Source organism: Pseudomonas sp. 3MAES_34.3B, from assembly GCF_058145875.1.
In genome coordinates, this window is the sequence record NZ_CM176960.1 from 1,181,723 (window position 1) to 1,199,421 (window position 17,699).

A 17,699-nucleotide genomic window follows, 5' to 3' on the forward strand; every position below is an offset into this window, starting at 1 on the left:
GCCCCTGTCACCTTTCGATGACAGGGGCTTTTTCAGTCAAGGGGCTCAGGCCAGAGGCTTGGGCTCCTTGTTCTGCGCTTCGGTTTCCTCGACCGTGCCAGCCACTTCTTCAGCGCTTTGCACGTTTTCGTCGATCACCGGAGCCGGCACTGGCTCGCTGGCGGCTTCAGGCTCGGCCTGAGGCGCTGTTGCGGGCACCGTAGCGGGCTCTGCTGCCGGCGTTGCTTCAGCAGCGGTCGCGGTTTCGGTTTCCGCTGCTGGCGCAGGCTCAACCACTACCGGTGCCGATACTTCAACTTCGACCGGTGCTTCGGCCTGGGCCAAGGCATTGGCGTTGGCCAGCTGCGCGGCTTCTTCGGCTTCACGAGCAGCTGCGGCGGCCAGTTCAGCTTCACGCTTGCGACGGCGCACTTCACGCGGGTCGTTCGGCGCGCGGCCATTGGACAGCACCACCGGAGCCGGGGCAGGCGCTTCGACTACAGGCGCTTCGGCGGCAGGGGTCGCCTCAGTGAACGCTTCTGGCGCAGCCGGGGCCTCGACGTGAGCCACTTGCACGGGTTCGTCAGCGACCGGCGGCACGGGCAGTTCAGCCGCTTCGGTAGCCGTTGGCACCTCTACGTGTTGAACCGGTTGCTCCACAATCGGTGCTGCCTCTGTTTCAGGAAGCGGCTCGGGTGCCGTTTCAACAGCGGCTTCAACCGCAGGTGCTTCTACCAGGCGCTCCAACGGCTCAGGCACGATGGACGCTGCCTGTTCGGTCGGGGTGGCAACGATTTCCGGGGCAGCTGTTGCGGCGTCCGGTGCAACGCTGGCGGTGGCTTGTTCGGCCTGGTGGTGGGCCTGGGCCTCGGCCGCCTGGCTGATCACGCCCTCGACAACCACAGCTGCAGCGACCGCAGCGGTAGCGCCGGTGGCTTCGTTGGTTTCGGTCGATTCCGACGTTTCATTGCCTTCGGCGTCGTCACCTTCACCGCCGATCAGTTCGCCGTTGGCGTCACGCTGACGCTCACGGCGGTTGCTACGGCGGCGCTGGCCACGCGAACGGCGGCGCGGACGCTCACCGTCGTTGCCTTCCTGGTTGTCATCGTGCAGTTCTTCGTTCAATACCGCGTCTTCGGCCGTGGTTGGCTCCTGAGCAGCTTGTTCCTCACGGGCAGGGCGCGGTTGGCGCTCTTCACGTGGGGCGCGTTCCTCACGCGGGGCACGCTCTTCGCGCGGCGCACGTTCTTCACGCGGTGCGCGTTCTTCGCGAGGCGCGCGTTCCTCACGCAGTTCACGTGGGGCGCGTTCTTCGCGAGCAGGGCGTTCGGCGCGCTCTTCACGGGCCGGGCGCTCTTCACGAGGTGCAGCTGGCGCGTCCAGGGGTTCGCGCAGCTCACGTACCGGGCGATCTTCGCGCGGGCGGCGATCTTCACGCGGGGCGCGTGCTTCGCGTGGCGGACGGGCCGGGCGCTCTTCGCGTGCTACAGCCGGGGTATCTTCACGCAGTTCGCGCGGTGCGCGTTCCTCACGTGGGGCGCGCTCTTCACGTGGCGCGCGCTCCTCGCGTGGCTTGCGCTCTTCGTCGCGGCGGCCGTTGCGGTTGCGGCTCTGCTGGCGGCCGTTGCGCCGCTCTTCGTTGCGCCCGCCACGTTCGGTAGCAGGCTTGGGCGCGGCGACGGCGGCTACCGGGGCAGCAGGCTCTTCCTTGCCAGCGAACAGGCTTACCAGTGACTTCACCAGGCCCTTGAACAGGCTCGGTTCGGCGGTAGCCGGCGCAGTGCTTGGCTGCGGTGCCGCCGCAGCGGGGGCGGGCTCTTCGCTGGCGGGCATCGGCGCGTTGGCACGGGCAGGGGCGGTTTTGACCGCAGCTTCCTGGCGAACGAGGGTGCGGGTAGCGGCAACCGGTTGCACTTCTTCAGTTTCGGCGGCGGCAATCTCGTAGCTCGACTGCGCGTTCAACACTTCCGGGTTGTCGTCACGCAGGCGCTGCACTTCGAAGTGCGGCGTTTCGAGGTGATCGTTCGGCAGGATGATGATCCGCGCACGGGTGCGCAGTTCGATCTTGGTGATCGAGTTGCGTTTTTCGTTGAGCAGGAAGGCCGCTACCGGGATCGGCACCTGGGCACGTACTTCGGCGGTACGGTCCTTGAGGGCTTCTTCCTCGATCAGGCGCAGGATGGCCAGGGACAGCGACTCCACGTCGCGGATGATGCCGGTGCCGCTGCAGCGTGGGCAAACGATGCCGCTGCTTTCACCCAAGGAAGGGCGCAGGCGCTGGCGGGACATTTCGAGCAGGCCGAAACGGGAGATGCGGCCTACCTGAACGCGTGCGCGGTCGGCTTCGAGGCATTCGCGTACACGCTCTTCAACGGCGCGCTGGTTCTTGGCCGGGGTCATGTCGATGAAGTCGATGACGATCAGGCCGCCGATATCACGCAGGCGCAGTTGGCGGGCGATTTCTTCGGCCGCTTCCAGGTTGGTCTGCAGCGCGGTTTCTTCGATGTCGCTGCCTTTGGTCGCGCGAGCGGAGTTGATGTCAATGGACACCAGGGCTTCGGTCGGGTCGATCACGATGGAGCCGCCGGAAGGCAGGTCGACCACGCGCTGGAAGGCGGTTTCGATCTGGCTTTCGATCTGGAAACGGTTGAACAGCGGCACGCTGTCTTCGTAGAGCTTGATCTTGCTGGCGTACTGCGGCATCACCTGGCGGATGAAGGTCAGGGCTTCTTCCTGGGCTTCAACGCTGTCGATCAGCACTTCGCCGATGTCCTGGCGCAGGTAATCGCGGATGGCGCGGATGATCACGTTGCTTTCCTGGTAGATCAGGAAAGGCGCGGAGCGGTCCAGGGAGGCTTCCTTGATCGCGGTCCACAGTTGCAGCAGGTAGTCGAGGTCCCACTGCATCTCTTCGCTGCTGCGGCCAAGGCCTGCGGTGCGAACGATCAGGCCCATGTCGGCGGGGGCGACCAGGCCGTTCAGGGCCTCGCGCAGTTCGTTGCGTTCTTCACCCTCGATGCGGCGCGAGATGCCACCGGCGCGGGGGTTATTGGGCATCAGCACCAGATAGCGACCGGCCAGGCTGATGAACGTGGTGAGGGCAGCGCCCTTGTTGCCGCGTTCTTCCTTTTCGACCTGGACGATGACTTCCTGGCCTTCGCTCAATACTTCCTTGATATTGACTCGGCCTTCGGGAGCCTTCTTGAAGTATTCGCGGGAGATTTCCTTGAGGGGCAGGAAGCCGTGGCGCTCGGAGCCGAAGTCCACGAAGGCGGCTTCGAGGCTGGGCTCGATACGGGTGATGCGGCCTTTGTAGATGTTGGCCTTTTTCTGCTCGCGCGCGCCGGATTCGATATCCAGGTCATAGAGGCGCTGGCCATCTACCAGGGCTACACGCAACTCTTCGGGTTGAGTTGCGTTAATCAGCATTCTTTTCATGTAGTACCGTCGGTTTCCGGGCTGCCGGAAACGGCGTTCGGCACACACGACTTCTCACGGTCGGTGTTCAGGTGCGAGAGAGGCCTGAGGGGGCTTCCCTGCCAGCGCTCAGGCTTTTTGCCTGTGTCATGGCGCCGCGTCCTGCCTTTGTGTGGTGTCAAAAGCACTCAGTCAGGAGGAGGAATCGGGTAGTGCGTCGTGGACGCCCTCTAGGGCATCTGGGCCGGCCGTGCCGCGGGCCAGTTCTGGCCAGGCCCGTACGGAAAGTACCCGTATGAACGCTGACACTCTGGCTGCCACTGGCGGGCTCGGTGCCACACGGCACGCTACCTGTGCATCTCCACCCTACACGTATCCCTGATAATTCGGGTGCTGCCGCGCGCTGAATCCGCAACGGGTTGGCATTTATCACGACGCCGGTTGGCTGTCGCACGCTAAAAAAATCAAGGCTTGTATTTCCGAAGCCTGCACCATTGCCCGATAAAACGGCTGCGCTCGTGTATCAGCCGCAGGATTCGAACACCCAGGGCACGATAAGACCGCCCTGTTGGATTCAACTCGTTCTTGCCAGGCTGCGCCTTGTGCGAACCATGGGTTCGTCGCGCGGTGTAAGCCCCGTCGGACGGCCTCGCGTCCTCGGTGAACATCTGGGTAAGCGGCGGTCGTTTACCGTCTGTCACTCCCCGGCCGCTTATGGCGGCGTTCGGGACTATAGCAGCAAACATTAAGTGCTTCAAATGGCTGAAAAATTGATATTATCCGCGCCATGACCACGACCTCTCCTCCAACTTCGGGCGTTCAGTTGCTTGAAGTTGCGCCGGAACTTGCCGGCCAACGCATCGACAATTTTCTTATCACGGCGCTCAAGGGTGTACCTCGCACGCTGGTTTATCGCATCCTGCGCAAGGGCGAAGTACGCGTCAATAAAGGCCGTATCAAGCCCGAATACAAGTTGCAGGCCGGCGATATCGTGCGGGTGCCGCCGCTCCGGCTGCCGGAGCGTGACGCGCCAGTGCCGGTTGCCCAGGGGCTGCTGCAGCGGCTCGAGGCCGCCATCGTGCACGAAGACAAGGGCCTGATCATCCTCAACAAGCCTGCCGGCATTGCCGTGCATGGTGGCAGCGGGCTCAGCTTCGGGGTGATCGAGGCCTTCCGCCAACTGCGCCCCGACGCCAAGGAGCTCGAGCTGGTGCACCGGCTGGACCGGGACACCTCCGGGCTGCTGATGATCGCCAAGAAGCGCAGCATGCTGCGCCATCTGCACGAGGCGCTGCGCGGCGATGGCGTGGACAAGCGCTACATGGCGCTGGTGCGTGGCCACTGGCCCACCAGCAAGAAGCAAGTGAACGCGCCGCTGCTCAAAAGCAACCTGCGCTCCGGCGAGCGCATGGTCGAGGTCAATCCGGAGGGCAAGGAGGCCTTGACGCTGTTCAAGGTGCTGCGCCGCTTCGGCGATTTCGCCACGCTGGTTGAGGCGCGGCCAGTCACCGGGCGCACTCATCAGATTCGCGTGCACGCGCTGCATGCCGGCCACTGCATCGCCGGGGACGCCAAATACGGTGACGAGGATTTCACCCGTGAGCTGCGCGACCTGGGCGGCAAGCGCCTGTTTCTGCATGCCTATGCGCTGTCTCTGACCCTTCCCGACGGTAGCCGCCTGGACGTGCAGGCGCCCGTTGACGAACTGTGGGCCGCCGCGGTGGAGCGCCTGGCCAGTGCCTGATTACGATCTGCTGATTTTCGATTGGGACGGCACGCTGGCCGATTCCATTGGCCGCATCGTCGATGCCATGCAGCACGCGGCCGTTGCCTGCGGGCTCTTGCCGCGAGACGCCACGCAGGTCAAAGGGATCATCGGGCTGGGGCTGCCGGAGGCGATCCAGGCCCTGTATCCACGCCTGAGCGAGGCTGAAGTGCTCGCGTTTCGCGATCAATATGCCCAGCGTTACATTGCCCTCGAAGCCTCCCCATCGCCCCTCTTTCCCGGGGTAGCAGAGGGGTTGGAACTGTTCCGGCAGGCGGGGTACCGGCTGGCCGTGGCCACGGGCAAGGCGCGCCGCGGCCTGGACCGGGTATTGAAGGGGCATTCGCTGGAGCGCTTCTTCGACATTACCCGGGCCGCCGACGAAACCCGAAGCAAGCCCCACCCGCTGATGCTCGAAGAAATCCTCGCTTACTGCGGCGTGCGCCCTGAGCGTGCGTTGATGATCGGCGACTCGGCATTCGACCTGCAGATGGCTCGCAACGCAGGCATGCCGTGTGTCGCGGTGGGCTACGGGGCCATCGAGCTCGATGCGCTGATGGCGTACGAGCCGGTGCTGGCCATCGAACGCTTTGCTCAATTGACCGCCTGGCTGAGCCCTGGCGAACCCTTGTCCTCGAAAGGTGAATGAACGGATGTCAGACCAATGGAAAGCGCCCTCCGCCGAAGAAGAGCCGGGCCCTCGCAGTTCCGATGACCGTAGCTGGAAGCTGCTGGAGAAAACCCTGCTGGCCAGTGTGCAGGAACAGCGGCGCGCCAGGCGCTGGGGCATCTTCTTCAAAAGCCTGACCTTCCTTTATTTGCTGGGCATGCTGTTTCTGTTCTCGCCGTTCGCCAAGCTGGAAAAAAGCGGCGGCACCGCGAGCAGTTACACCGCGCTGATCGACATCAAAGGCATGATCGCCGACAAGGAAGACGCCAGCGCTGACAACATCGTGACCAGCCTGCGCGCTGCCTTTGAAGACCCGAAGGTGAAAGGCGTGGTGCTGCGCATCAACAGCCCGGGCGGCAGCCCTGTTCAAAGCGGCTACGTGTACGACGAAATCCGCCGGTTGCGTGGCTTGCACCCTGATATCAAGGTGTACGCGGTAATCGCCGACCTCGGTGCATCCGGGGCCTATTACATTGCCAGCGCGGCAGACGAAATCTATGCCGACAAGGCAAGCCTGGTGGGTTCCATCGGCGTTACGGCGGCTGGGTATGGTTTCGTCGGCACCATGGAGAAGCTTGGCGTGGAGCGCCGCCCGTACAGCTCCGGCGAGCATAAAGCCTTCCTCGATCCCTTCCAGCCGGCCAAGGAGTCTGAAACCCGCTTCTGGCAGGGCGTGCTGGACACCACCCATCGGCAGTTCATCGCTCAAGTGAAGGCCGGGCGTGGCGATCGCCTGAAAGACAAGGACCACCCGGAGCTGTTCTCGGGGCTGATCTGGTCTGGCGAGCAGGCACTCGAACTGGGGCTGATCGACGGCCTGGCCAGCAGCAGCTACGTGGCGCGGGAAATCGTACACGCCAAGGACCTGGTGGACTTCACCGTGGAAGAATCCCCGCTGGACCGATTCTCGAAGAAGCTCGGCGCCAGCGTGGCCAGTGAAATGGCCCTCTGGATGGGCTTCGCCGGGCCGACGCTTCGCTAGCCGTAAGCGGCAAGCCGCAAGCTGAACGCAGCATGCTTGCAGCTTGGCTAAGGCACCACCACCCCAGCCTGCGCCAGCATCGCCACCAGGCGGATCAGCGGCAGGCCGACCAGGCTGGTGGCATCCGGCCCCTCGGTGCTTTCGAACAGGCTCACGCCCAGGCCCTCTGCCTTGAAGCTGCCGGCGCAATCGTAGGGTTGCTCGGCCTGGAGGTAGCGGGTGAGGGCGTTTTGGTCCAGCTGGCGCATGTTGACCGAGAACGGCACTACGTCTACCTGGCAATGGCCGGTATGGCTATCGAACAAGGCCAGGCCGGTCAGGAAGGTCACCCGCTGGCCGCTGGCGGCGGTCAGTTGTTCCATGGCCTGTTCAAAATCGCCTGGCTTGCCTAGTATCCTGTCGCCCAGCACAGCCACTTGATCGGAGCCGATGATCAGGTGTGCGGCGTACCGCGTGGCCAGCGCCCTGGCCTTGGCCTCCGCCAGGCGCAGCACCAGCTCACGGGCAGGTTCGCCATCCAGGCGCCGTTCGTCGAGGTTGGGTGCCTCGCTCTCGAAAGGCAGGCCCAGGCGGCTCAGCAGGGCGTGTCGGTAGGTGGAGCTGGACGCCAGAATCAATGGCCGCACGGGTGGTCTCTCCATAATAAAGGCCGTGATTCTACGCCTGCGCCGCTGCGCTGCCGATGGCCTAATTTCCTTTGACACAGCAAGGGGGCATCCCTAGAATGTCGCGCCTATGTTGAATGACCCGATTCCACCTCACGTTGACCCGCGCAAATTGGCCGATCGCGGCGCTGCCTTAAACGGTAGCCTGCCTCTTGCCAGTTTGGAGAGACTTTGCGACCTGCTTTCCGATGATGTCGGTACGGTCCAGGGTAAATTCATCTTCGAGCGAGACGAAGATCACACCGTGCTCATGCGCAGTGATCTGAGTGTCGAGGTCAAGATGGTTTGCCAGCGCTGTCTTGAGCTGGTCACCCTCCCGATTCACAGCGAATGTACATACGCCGTGGTGAAGGAGGGTGCGAATACCCAATCGTTACCGAAAGGTTATGACGTGCTGGAACTGGGCGAAGGTCCTCTGGACCTGCGGGATGTGATCGAAGAGGAGCTTCTTCTCGCGCTGCCGATCATTCCCGCTCATCATCCGGAAGAATGCCAGCAGCCGGCGGGTCTCGAAGAGCCCGAGCCGAGCGAGGACGAGGTAACGCGGTCCAACCCGTTCAGTGTATTGGCGCAGTTAAAGCGTGACCCAAACGTTTAGGAGTTAATCAATTATGGCTGTTCAGCAGAACAAAAAATCCCGCTCTGCCCGCGACATGCGCCGTTCGCACGACGCTCTCGAGCCGAACGCACTGTCCGTAGAAAAAACCACCGGTGAAGTTCACCTGCGCCACCACGTTTCGCCTGAAGGCGTTTACCGTGGCCGCAAGGTGATCGACAAGGGCGCTGACGAGTAATCCTTGTCCGCTCAGATCATCGCGATCGACGCAATGGGCGGGGACTTCGGTCCCCGCAGCATTGTTCAGGCCTGTGTCGCCTGCCTGTCCGAACACCCCTCGTTGTACCTGACCCTCGTTGGTCAACCCAAGCTCCTTGAAGAAATCCTCAGCACCCATCAGGGTGTCGATCATTCTCGCCTTCAGATTCTGCCTGCCACCGAAGTGATCGGCATGAGCGACAAGCCGTCCCAGGCGTTGCGCGGCAAGCCGGACGCTTCCATGCGCATTGCGCTGCAAGCGCTGCGGGACGATCGTGTGCACGCAGTAGTAAGCGCCGGCAATACCGGTGCGCTCATGGCGCTGTCCTGCCATGTGCTTAAAACACTGCCCGGCGTGACCCGCCCCGCCATGGTTGCGGCCATCCCCACGCGTACGGGCCATTGCCAGGTGCTGGACCTGGGCGCCAACGTGGATTGCGACGCCGAGCACCTGTATCAGTTCGCTCATATGGGGGCATTGGCTGCCCAGGCCCAGGGCGTGATACGTCCTCGGGTGGCATTGCTCAATGTGGGCACCGAGGACATCAAAGGCAATCAACAGGTCAAGGCAGCAGCCCGGCTATTGCAAAAGGCCGGGCTCAACTACATTGGTTACATTGAAGGTGACGGCGTCTATCGCGGTGAGGCCGATGTGGTGGTGTGCGACGGCTTCGTGGGCAATGTATTGCTCAAGGCCAGCGAGGGGCTGGCCAGCATGATCGGCGAGCGTATCGAGGCGCAGTTCAGTGGCGGGCTGTTCGCCAGGTTGGCGGGTGCGGTCGCCCTCCCGGCACTGCGGCGGTTACGCGAAGAGCTGGTTCCAGCGCGGCACAACGGCGCCAGTTTCCTGGGTTTGCAAGGCATTGTCGTAAAAAGCCACGGCGCGGCCGGGGTACAGGGCTTGAAAGCCGCGATCGAGCGCGCCCTGCAACAAGTGGACAGCAACCTGCCACGTCAGCTCGGCCAAGGGCTGGCCGCTGTACTTTCGCCGAAGCAGGAAGACGGCGATAGAATGTGACCGGGCGGTTCCGGTTATCATCCAACACTGGATTTTCGTTTCCGGCCATGGCCGGGAGCATTTTCGACCACTGCATCGATAAGGGCGCGTTCAATGTCTGCAACCCTCGCATTCGTCTTTCCTGGGCAGGGCTCCCAGTCGCTCGGCATGCTTGCCGACCAGGCCGGGCAGCACCCGTTGATTGGCGAAACCTTCAAGGAGGCGTCCGAGGCCCTTGGCTATGACCTTTGGGCGTTGACCCAGCAAGGCCCTGCCGAGCAACTGAACCAGACCGATAAAACCCAGCCGGCGATCCTCACCGCATCCATCGCGCTGTGGCGCGTATGGCAGGCTGAAGGCGGCAGTGTTCCAGCGTACGTGGCAGGCCATAGCCTGGGCGAGTACAGCGCATTGGTTGCGGCCGGTAGCGTGAGCCTGGCCGATGCCGTTCGCCTGGTCGAGCGTCGCGGCCAACTCATGCAGGAAGCCGTGCCGGCCGGGCAGGGCGGTATGGCCGCTGTGCTGGGCCTTAAAGACGAAGACGTTATCGCCGCCTGCGCCGAAGCGGCGAACGGTGACGTGGTGAGCGCGGTGAATTTCAACTCGCCGGGCCAGGTCGTCATTGCCGGTAGCGCGGCCGCCGTTGCCCGCGCCATCGAAGCCTGCAAGGCGCGCGGGGCCAAGCGCGCCCTGCCGCTGCCCGTCAGCGTGCCATCGCACTGCGCGTTGATGAAGCCTGCAGCCGAGCGCTTCGCCGATTCCGTGGCCGCCATCAACTGGCAGGCACCAAAGATTTTGCTGGTACAAAACGTGACGGCTACCGTTCCGGCTACGCTGGAGGATATGAAGCACAACCTCCTGGCTCAGCTGTACATGCCGGTTCGCTGGGTGGAGTCCGTGGCGCTGCTGGCTCAGCAAGGTGCCAGGCAACTGGTTGAGTGCGGCCCGGGCAAGGTGTTGTCAGGCCTGAACAAGCGCTGCGCCGACGGCATAGAAACCCACAATCTGGATACCCCCGATGCCTTCGCCGCCGCTCGCGCGGCCTTGGCTTGAAACAGGAGAAGCTGGCATGAGCCTGCAAGGTAAAGTGGCACTGGTGACCGGTGCGAGTCGTGGCATTGGCCAGGCGATCGCCCTCGAACTGGGCCGCCAGGGCGCCGTGGTGATCGGCACCGCAACCAGTGCTTCGGGGGCCGAGCGCATCAGCGCCACCCTCAAGGAACACAACATCGAAGGCTTGGGCCTGGAGCTCAATGTGTGCAGCGACGAATCGGTCGCTGCTGCGCTGGCCACCATTTCGGAGCGTTTTGGCGCGCCGGCTATCCTGGTCAATAATGCCGGGATCACTCGCGACAACCTGATGTTGCGCATGAAAGACGACGAATGGTTCGACGTGGTCGATACCAACCTGAACAGTCTGTTCCGCCTGTCCAAGGCCGTGCTGCGTGGCATGACCAAGGCTCGCTGGGGCCGCATCATCAGCATCGGCTCGGTGGTGGGTGCCATGGGCAACGCCGGGCAAGTAAACTATGCCGCAGCCAAGGCTGGCCTCGAAGGCTTCAGCCGTGCGCTGGCGCGTGAAGTGGGCTCTCGGGGCATCACTGTGAACTCGGTTACCCCGGGCTTCATCGATACCGACATGACCCGCGAGCTTCCAGAGGCGCAGCGTGAAGGCCTGTTGACTCAGATCCCCCTGGGCCGTTTGGGCCAGGCTGAGGAAATCGCCAAGGTGGTCAGCTTCCTGGCTTCCGATGGCGCTGCTTATGTCACCGGCGCGACCGTTCCGGTCAACGGCGGCATGTATATGTGATCCAGCTCAATGGGGCACCGCGGAAAAAATGTCATACGTAATGCCCCAAAATCCGTTATAAAGCTGCATCCAGATTATAGAGGTCGCCGGCCGGCGTTTGGTGGGGTCGCATTCAACTTGAAATGCGAGTGCCTTCCTATAAACTTACACACCGGCCAGTTGCCAGACTATCCACTAGGAGTGAAAACCAGGTATGAGCACCATCGAAGAACGCGTCAAGAAAATCGTTGCCGAGCAGCTGGGCGTCAAAGAAGAAGAAGTCGTTAACACCGCCAGCTTCGTTGAAGACCTGGGCGCTGATTCTCTTGACACCGTTGAGCTGGTAATGGCACTGGAAGAAGAATTCGAAACCGAGATTCCAGACGAAGAAGCCGAGAAGATCACCACCGTTCAAGCAGCCATCGACTACGTCAACAGCCACCAGGCCTGATTGCCGTATTCGACGCTTCTTGTCAGAGAAAACCGCACTGCCTTCAATGGGCGTGCGGTTTTTTCTTTAATTAGGGCAAGAGGTTGAAACAAAGTATTAAGGAGAACACTGTGTCGCGTAGACGCGTCGTGGTCACTGGAATGGGCATGTTGTCGCCATTGGGCGTAGACGTGCCGAGCACCTGGCAAGGCATTCTGGCCGGCCAAAGCGGCATCGGTCCGATCGAGCATACCGACCTGTCAGCGTTTTCCACTCGGTTTGGCGGCTCGGTCAAGGCATTCGATGTGGCGCAGTACCTCTCGCCCAAAGAGGCCCGCAAGCTTGACCTGTTCATTCAGTACGGTCTGGCGGCTGGCTTTCAAGCTGTGCGCGATGCCGGGCTGAACATCGACGACAGCAACCGTGAGCGCATTGGCGTGGCCATGGGCTCGGGTATCGGTGGCCTCACCAATATCGAGGACACCAGCCGTACGCTTCATGAGCAGGGGCCGCGGCGGATTTCCCCGTTCTTCGTGCCTGGCTCGATCATCAACATGATTTCAGGCTTCCTGTCGATCCACTTGGGTATTCAGGGGCCAAACTACGCCGTGTCCACGGCGTGCACCACCGGTACCCACTGCATTGGCATGGCGGCCCGCAACATCGCCTATGGCGAAGCGGACGTGATGATCGCCGGCGGCGCCGAAATGGCCGCCTGCGGCCTGGGCATGGGTGGCTTCGGCGCGGCGCGGGCCCTGTCCACGCGCAACGATGAGCCTACGCGCGCCAGCCGGCCGTGGGACAAGGGCCGTGATGGTTTCGTGCTGTCCGACGGTGCCGGTGCGCTCGTGCTCGAAGAGCTTGAGCATGCGCGGGCGCGCGGGGCGCGGATCTATGCCGAACTGGTTGGCTTCGGCACCAGTGGCGATGCCTTCCACATGACCTCTCCGCCCGAGGACGGCGCCGGCGCGGCCCGTTGCATGGTCAATGCCCTCAAAGACGCCGGCCTGGCGCCCGACGCGGTGCAATACATCAATGCCCACGGCACCTCTACCTCCGCCGGCGACCTCGCCGAAGTACGGGCGATCAAGTCGGTGTTCGGCGGGCACGCCTACAAGCTGGCGGTCAGTTCCACCAAGTCCATGACCGGCCATTTGCTGGGCGCGGCGGGTGCGGTCGAGGCCATCTTCAGCGTGCTCGCGATTCGGGACCAGGTGGCGCCGCCCACCATCAACCTCGATGAGCCGGACGACGATTGCGACCTGGACTTCGTGCCGCACGAAGCGCGGGAAATGCCGATCGATGTCGTGCTGTCGAACTCCTTCGGCTTTGGCGGTACCAACGGCTCTCTGGTGTTCCGCCGGTTCAGCGAGTAATGGAAGCCTGGGTCGATGGCTGGCCAGCCAGTGCGATCGGCCTGGCCAACCGTGGCCTGGCATACGGCGACGGCCTGTTCGAAACCCTTCGGGTGCGGGCTGGCCGGCCGAAACTGCTGGAGCGGCACCTGGAGCGCCTGGCCCATGGCTGCGCGCGCCTGGGGCTACCTTTTGATGAGCCAACGCTGCGCGCTGAGCTGCACGCCTATGGCGGCCAACTGGGCGATGGCGTACTCAAGCTCATCGTTACCCGAGGCGATAGCGCACGCGGCTATGCGGGCGACCCTGATGCGCCAGCGCGGCGTATTCTCCAGAGCAGCCCGCTCCCGGAGTACCCCGTGCAACGGCAAGCCGAGGGTATCGCGCTGTACCCGTGCAACACTCGGCTGGCCGAACAGCCCTTGCTGGCTGGCCTCAAGCACCTCAACCGCCTGGAACAGGTACTGGCCCGTGCCGAATGGCAAGGAACCGAGTACGCCGAGGGGTTGATGTGTGATACCAGTGGCCGGGTGATCGAAGGTGTGTTCAGCAACCTGTTCATGGTGTGCGAGGGGCGGCTGGTTACTCCAGGGCTTACCCGTTGCGGCGTTGCCGGCACCCTGCGCGCGGAGCTGATTGCCCAGGCCATGTCGGGCGACCGCCCAGTGCTTGTCGACGACATTGCCCTCGAGCAACTGGCAAGTGCTACCGAAGTGTTCATGTGTAACAGCGTCTATGGCATCTGGCCGGTCCGCCGCTATGCACAGCTTGCTTGGCCGGCAGGGCCGCACACCCGTAAACTTCAGCAGATGGCCTGCGAACTTCTGGATATCTGACAGTGCTACGCAAACTCCTGCTGCTGATCGAAACCCTGGTCATCCTCGCTGGCATCGCCATGGGGCTGGCCGTCTGGCGTGTCCAGGCCGTGCTGGACCAACCGCTGTCATTGCCGGCGGAACAGCTGATCGACGTACCCCTTGGCGCATCGCCAGGCGGCATGCTCAACCGCCTCGAAGACCAGGGCGCACTCAAGGGCGCGTTTTGGGCTCGCCTCTACTGGCGGTTCAACCTGGACAGCCAGCCGCTGCACACTGGTGAGTACCGCCTGGGGCCCACCACCACGGTGCGGGAAATGTTCAGCCTATGGCAACGTGGTGAGGTAGTGCAGTACAGCCTTACCCTTGTCGAAGGCTGGACCTTCCGCCAGGTGCGGGCCGCCCTCGACCGCCAGGAAAAGCTCAAGCAAACGCTGGCAGGGCTTACCGATGAGCAGGTGATGGCCAAGCTCGGCCACCCCGGCGTGTTTCCCGAAGGGCGGTTCTTCCCGGATACCTACAAATACGTGAAGGGGATGAGCGACGCGCAACTGCTGGAGCAGGCGTTCGATCGCCTCGATACGGTGCTGGCTCAGGAGTGGCAGGCCCGCGCAGGCGACCTGCCCTACACCGAGCCTTACCAGGCGCTTGTCATGGCGTCGCTGATCGAGAAGGAAACAGGCGTACCTCAAGAGCGCGGGGAAATAGCCGGCGTGTTTGTGCGCAGGCTGGCCGCTGGCATGCTTTTGCAAACCGACCCCACGGTCATCTACGGCATGGGCGAGCGTTACACCGGGCGGATCACCCGCGCCGATCTGCGCGAACCCAGCCCCTACAACACGTACCTGAACCCCGGGCTACCGCCAACGCCTATTTCGATGGTAGGCCGCGAAGCCATTCGTGCCGCGCTGAACCCCACGGCCGGAAGCAGCCTGTATTTCGTCGCCAAGGGCGACGGTAGCCATGTGTTCTCCGATGATATCGAAGCGCACAACCAGGCTGTGCGCCAATACCAGCTCAAGCGGCGCGCAGACTATCGCTCCAGCCCCGGTCCCACGCCTGTGCCTGCGGGCGTGGGGGAGGGGGGTACGGGCGTCGACGCCCCGGCCGCCCCAGCGATGGCTGCCCCCGCCGAAGAAACGCAACAACCATGAGGAAGCCTGAGTGAGCGGTCTGTTCATCACCCTGGAAGGGCCGGAAGGTGCCGGCAAAAGCACCAACCGCGATTATATTGCCGCCCGCCTGCGTGACGCCGGAAAAGACGTGCAGCTTACCCGCGAGCCCGGTGGCACCCCGCTTGCCGAACGCATTCGTGAGCTATTGCTGGCGCCCAGCGAAGAACCCATGGCTGTGGATACCGAGCTGCTGCTGATGTTCGCCGCCCGGGCCCAGCATATCGACCAGGTCATACGCCCGGCATTGGCGCGGGGCGCGGTGGTGCTGTGTGATCGCTTCACCGATGCCACCTATGCGTATCAAGGGGGTGGGCGCGGCGTACCAACAGAGCGCATCGCCCAGCTTGAAGCCTTCGTGCAGGGTGGCCTGCGCCCAGATCTCACCCTGGTATTCGATCTTCCTGTCGAAGTGGGGCTGGCGCGCGCGGCGGCACGTGGCCGGCTGGACCGCTTCGAACAGGAAGCGCGAAGCTTCTTCGACGCCGTGCGCCAGGCGTATCTGGCACGCGCCGCGGCCGACCCACTGCGCTACCAGGTGATCGACGCCAGCCTGCCCCTGGCAGAGGTTCAGGCGCGGTTGCACGATAGCTTGCCCCATTGGCTGGAGCGCGCCCGTGGGTGAGCCCTACCCGTGGCAGGCCGGGCTGTGGCAGCAACTGAGCAGCCGAACCGAGCACGCCCATGCGTACCTGTTGCAAGGCCCCGCCGGGATCGGCAAGCGGGTATTGGCCGAGCAGTTCATGCGGTTGTTGCTGTGCAGCGCCAGCGCAGGCAAGCCCTGCGGCCAATGCAAGAGTTGCCTGCTGTTAGCCGCAGGCAGCCACCCGGATAACTTCCTGCTGCAGCCCGAGGAAGTAGACAAGGCGATCGTGGTGGACCAGGTGCGCCGGCTGGTGGATTTCGTGAGCCAGACCGCTCAACTGGGCGGGCGCAAAGTGGTGCTGATCGAGCCGGTGGAGGCGATGAACCTCAACGCCGCCAATGCGTTGCTCAAAAGCCTGGAAGAGCCTTCGGGCAATACGGTGATGTTGCTGGTAAGTCATCAACCCAGCCGGTTGTTGCCTACCCTTCGTAGCCGATGCGTGCAGCAACCTTGCCCGCTGCCCACGCCCGAACAGGCTGCGCAATGGCTCGCTGCCGCATTGCCGGATGTACCAGCCGAGGCGAGGAAAGAACTGCTCGCCCTGGCCAATGAGTCGCCTTTGGCGGCCAGGCAATTGCACGCTCAGGACGTGCTCGGCCAGCGCGCCACAGTGGTGGAGGGTGTCAAACGCCTGCTCAAGCAACAGCAAAGCCCCACGCAGTTGGCCGAAAGCTGGAAAGATGTGCCGCTGATCTGGCTGTTCGATTGGTTCTGCGACTGGGCCCAGCGGTTGCTGCGGTACCGGTTGACGCAAGACGAAGACGGTTTAGGCTTGAGTGATATGCGCAAAGTGCTGCAATATCTCGCCCAGAAAACAACAACTGGCAAAGTGATGGCTATCCAGGACTGGGTGCTTCAGCATCGCCAGAAGGTGCTTTCAAAAGCGAACCTCAACCGTGTATTGCTACTCGAAACCTTGCTGGTGTCCTGGCTGGCTTTGCCAGATCAGCGCTAGGCGGGCACTTCTTCAGTAGTAAGGATGATCAATGAACCAGCCGATCGCTCCGGGTCCGCGTAGCGGTATCCTGTCGCTGACCATCAAGGACAAGGCAGTGCTGTACGCCGCCTATATGCCATTTATCAAGAACGGCGGGCTGTTCATCCCCACCGCCAGGAGCTACCGGCTCGGCGACGAACTTTTCATGTTGCTCAACCTGATGGATGAGCCTGAGAAGATCCCGGTGGCGGGCAAGGTCGCCTGGATCACCCCGCGCGGTGCGCAGGGCAACCGGGCCGCCGGCGTGGGCGTACAGTTCAATGATGGCGACGATACCGCCCGCAACAAAATCGAAACCTACCTCGCCGGTGCGCTGAAGTCGGACCGGCCGACCCACACCATGTAGAGCCCAATGACTTCTTCCTCGCCGCTGCTTGTCGATTCCCACTGCCACCTCGACCGTCTCGACCTCTCCCTCCACGGCGGGTCCCTCGACGCCGCGCTGGATGCGGCCCGGGCGAGGGGCGTGGGCCATTTTCTATGCATCGGCGTGAGCGCGGATAACGCTCAGGCGGTCCGAGACCTGGCGGACCGGTATGAGGACGTGGATTGTTCGGTGGGCATTCACCCGCTGGATGTGGCCCCGGAAGGCGCGCCTACCCTGCCGTGGCTGTTGAACGAGCTGGACCACCCGCGCGTGGTGGCCATTGGCGAGACGGGGCTGGATTATCACTACGAACCTGAATCGGCCGAGGTTCAGAAAGCCTCGTTTCGCTTGCACCTGGAGGCAGCCGCCATCACTGGCAAACCGGTGATCGTGCATACCCGCGCCGCCCAGGCCGACACGTTGGACCTGCTGCGCGAAGCGGCCTTGCCCCAGGGCGGCGTGCTGCATTGCTTTACCGAAGACTGGGCCATGGCCAAGGCTGCGCTGGACCTGGGCTTTTATATCTCCCTTTCCGGCATTGTCACCTTCCGTAATGCCGAAGCCTTGCGTGAAGTGGCCCGGCAGGTCCCGGCCGATCGCCTGCTGGTCGAAACGGACTCGCCATATCTCGCGCCGATCCCCTACCGAGGCAAGCCGAACCTGCCCCAATACGTGTATGAAGTGGCGGCTTTTCTTGCCGACCTTCGTGGCGAACCTTATGAACAGTTTGCCGCGCAAACCACCGCGAACTTCCGGCAGCTGTTTCCGCAGGCGCGGGTGGCTTGAAGCAGGCAAAAAAAACCCGGGTTCTGGGGGGGAATCCGGGTTAAGACCATTAG

General features: G+C 63.1%; 18 protein-coding genes. 16 read left to right on the forward strand and 2 right to left on the reverse strand.

Annotation, left to right across the window (positions count from 1 at the left end; translation table 11 throughout):
• Positions 1-45: 45 nt before the first annotated feature.
• Positions 46-3,417, reverse strand: coding sequence for a ribonuclease E (gene rne / locus AC3Z8Y_RS05355; protein WP_490088757.1), 3,372 nt, complete (start codon positions 3,415-3,417; stop codon positions 46-48).
• A gap of 766 nt (positions 3,418-4,183) precedes the next feature.
• Between rne and rluC the strand changes: the two genes are divergently transcribed.
• The 3 genes from rluC to AC3Z8Y_RS05370 are packed head-to-tail and all read left to right on the forward strand — an operon-like array spanning position 4,184 to position 6,813.
• Positions 4,184-5,140: a 23S rRNA pseudouridine(955/2504/2580) synthase RluC gene (rluC, locus tag AC3Z8Y_RS05360; RefSeq protein ID WP_490088758.1), complete on the forward strand. Its 957-nt coding sequence runs from the start codon at positions 4,184-4,186 to the stop codon at positions 5,138-5,140.
• Positions 5,133-5,810, forward strand: a complete 678-nt coding sequence (locus AC3Z8Y_RS05365; RefSeq protein ID WP_490088759.1) for an HAD-IA family hydrolase — start codon at positions 5,133-5,135, stop codon at positions 5,808-5,810. The genes rluC and AC3Z8Y_RS05365 overlap by 8 nt, the downstream gene beginning before the upstream one ends.
• A gap of 4 nt (positions 5,811-5,814) precedes the next feature.
• A complete protein-coding gene (locus AC3Z8Y_RS05370) occupies positions 5,815-6,813 on the forward strand; it encodes a S49 family peptidase (protein ID WP_225774990.1) in 999 nt (332 codons plus the stop codon).
• A 47-nt stretch (positions 6,814-6,860) separates the two neighbouring features.
• On the opposite strand, the gene AC3Z8Y_RS05375 is transcribed toward AC3Z8Y_RS05370, so the two are convergent.
• Positions 6,861-7,439 carry a Maf family protein gene (locus AC3Z8Y_RS05375; RefSeq protein WP_490088760.1) on the reverse strand — a complete coding sequence of 193 codons (579 nt, stop codon included), beginning with the start codon at positions 7,437-7,439 and terminating at the stop codon, positions 6,861-6,863.
• A gap of 109 nt (positions 7,440-7,548) precedes the next feature.
• Between AC3Z8Y_RS05375 and AC3Z8Y_RS05380 the strand changes: the two genes are divergently transcribed.
• The 13 genes from AC3Z8Y_RS05380 (at position 7,549) to AC3Z8Y_RS05440 (ending at position 17,646) form a co-directional block, all read left to right on the forward strand.
• Positions 7,549-8,076, forward strand: a complete 528-nt coding sequence (locus AC3Z8Y_RS05380) for a YceD family protein (protein WP_181117370.1) — start codon at positions 7,549-7,551, stop codon at positions 8,074-8,076.
• 13 nt (positions 8,077-8,089) lie between these two features.
• Positions 8,090-8,272, forward strand: coding sequence for a 50S ribosomal protein L32 (rpmF, locus tag AC3Z8Y_RS05385; RefSeq protein ID WP_168081858.1), 183 nt, complete (start codon positions 8,090-8,092; stop codon positions 8,270-8,272).
• A gap of 3 nt (positions 8,273-8,275) precedes the next feature.
• Positions 8,276-9,310 (forward strand): phosphate acyltransferase PlsX, encoded by a 1,035-nt coding sequence (gene plsX, locus AC3Z8Y_RS05390; RefSeq protein ID WP_490088761.1) that lies wholly within the window; start codon positions 8,276-8,278, stop codon positions 9,308-9,310.
• Between the two features lie 93 nt (positions 9,311-9,403).
• Complete coding sequence (gene fabD, locus AC3Z8Y_RS05395) at positions 9,404-10,342, forward strand: ACP S-malonyltransferase (RefSeq protein ID WP_490088762.1); 939 nt, start codon at positions 9,404-9,406, stop codon at positions 10,340-10,342.
• Between the two features lie 16 nt (positions 10,343-10,358).
• Positions 10,359-11,099, forward strand: coding sequence for a 3-oxoacyl-ACP reductase FabG (fabG, locus tag AC3Z8Y_RS05400; RefSeq protein WP_490088763.1), 741 nt, complete (start codon positions 10,359-10,361; stop codon positions 11,097-11,099).
• Between the two features lie 193 nt (positions 11,100-11,292).
• A complete protein-coding gene (acpP, locus tag AC3Z8Y_RS05405) occupies positions 11,293-11,529 on the forward strand; it encodes an acyl carrier protein (protein WP_004884578.1) in 237 nt (78 codons plus the stop codon).
• 110 nt (positions 11,530-11,639) lie between these two features.
• Positions 11,640-12,884: a beta-ketoacyl-ACP synthase II gene (gene fabF, locus AC3Z8Y_RS05410; protein ID WP_225774988.1), complete on the forward strand. Its 1,245-nt coding sequence runs from the start codon at positions 11,640-11,642 to the stop codon at positions 12,882-12,884.
• Positions 12,884-13,699, forward strand: a complete 816-nt coding sequence (gene pabC, locus AC3Z8Y_RS05415; protein WP_490088764.1) for an aminodeoxychorismate lyase — start codon at positions 12,884-12,886, stop codon at positions 13,697-13,699. The genes fabF and pabC overlap by 1 nt, the downstream gene beginning before the upstream one ends.
• A gap of 2 nt (positions 13,700-13,701) precedes the next feature.
• Positions 13,702-14,832 carry an endolytic transglycosylase MltG gene (mltG, locus tag AC3Z8Y_RS05420; RefSeq protein WP_490088765.1) on the forward strand — a complete coding sequence of 377 codons (1,131 nt, stop codon included), beginning with the start codon at positions 13,702-13,704 and terminating at the stop codon, positions 14,830-14,832.
• A 10-nt stretch (positions 14,833-14,842) separates the two neighbouring features.
• Positions 14,843-15,475: a dTMP kinase gene (tmk, locus tag AC3Z8Y_RS05425; protein ID WP_490088766.1), complete on the forward strand. Its 633-nt coding sequence runs from the start codon at positions 14,843-14,845 to the stop codon at positions 15,473-15,475.
• Positions 15,468-16,451, forward strand: coding sequence for a DNA polymerase III subunit delta' (locus AC3Z8Y_RS05430; RefSeq protein ID WP_490088767.1), 984 nt, complete (start codon positions 15,468-15,470; stop codon positions 16,449-16,451). The genes tmk and AC3Z8Y_RS05430 overlap by 8 nt, the downstream gene beginning before the upstream one ends.
• A 31-nt stretch (positions 16,452-16,482) precedes the next feature.
• Positions 16,483-16,839 (forward strand): PilZ domain-containing protein, encoded by a 357-nt coding sequence (locus AC3Z8Y_RS05435; protein ID WP_490088768.1) that lies wholly within the window; start codon positions 16,483-16,485, stop codon positions 16,837-16,839.
• Positions 16,840-16,863: 24 nt separating this feature from the next.
• The gene (locus AC3Z8Y_RS05440) at positions 16,864-17,646 is read left to right on the forward strand and encodes a TatD family hydrolase (protein ID WP_490089943.1); all 783 of its coding nucleotides are present in this window, start codon (positions 16,864-16,866) and stop codon (positions 17,644-17,646) included.
• The last annotated feature ends 53 nt before the right edge of the window (positions 17,647-17,699 follow it).

Excerpts from the sequence above, each read along its gene's own strand:
- rne (WP_490088757.1), bottom strand. The coding sequence starts at position 3,417 with ATGAAAAGAATGCTGATTAACGCAACTCAACCCGAAGAGTTGCGTGTA.
- rluC (WP_490088758.1), top strand. The coding sequence starts at position 4,184 with ATGACCACGACCTCTCCTCCAACTTCGGGCGTTCAGTTGCTTGAAGTT.
- AC3Z8Y_RS05370 (WP_225774990.1), top strand. The coding sequence starts at position 5,815 with ATGTCAGACCAATGGAAAGCGCCCTCCGCCGAAGAAGAGCCGGGCCCT.
- AC3Z8Y_RS05380 (WP_181117370.1), top strand. The coding sequence starts at position 7,549 with ATGTTGAATGACCCGATTCCACCTCACGTTGACCCGCGCAAATTGGCC.
- rpmF (WP_168081858.1), top strand. The coding sequence starts at position 8,090 with ATGGCTGTTCAGCAGAACAAAAAATCCCGCTCTGCCCGCGACATGCGC.
- fabD (WP_490088762.1), top strand. The coding sequence starts at position 9,404 with ATGTCTGCAACCCTCGCATTCGTCTTTCCTGGGCAGGGCTCCCAGTCG.
- fabG (WP_490088763.1), top strand. The coding sequence starts at position 10,359 with ATGAGCCTGCAAGGTAAAGTGGCACTGGTGACCGGTGCGAGTCGTGGC.
- acpP (WP_004884578.1), top strand. The coding sequence starts at position 11,293 with ATGAGCACCATCGAAGAACGCGTCAAGAAAATCGTTGCCGAGCAGCTG.
- pabC (WP_490088764.1), top strand. The coding sequence starts at position 12,884 with ATGGAAGCCTGGGTCGATGGCTGGCCAGCCAGTGCGATCGGCCTGGCC.
- AC3Z8Y_RS05435 (WP_490088768.1), top strand. The coding sequence starts at position 16,483 with ATGAACCAGCCGATCGCTCCGGGTCCGCGTAGCGGTATCCTGTCGCTG.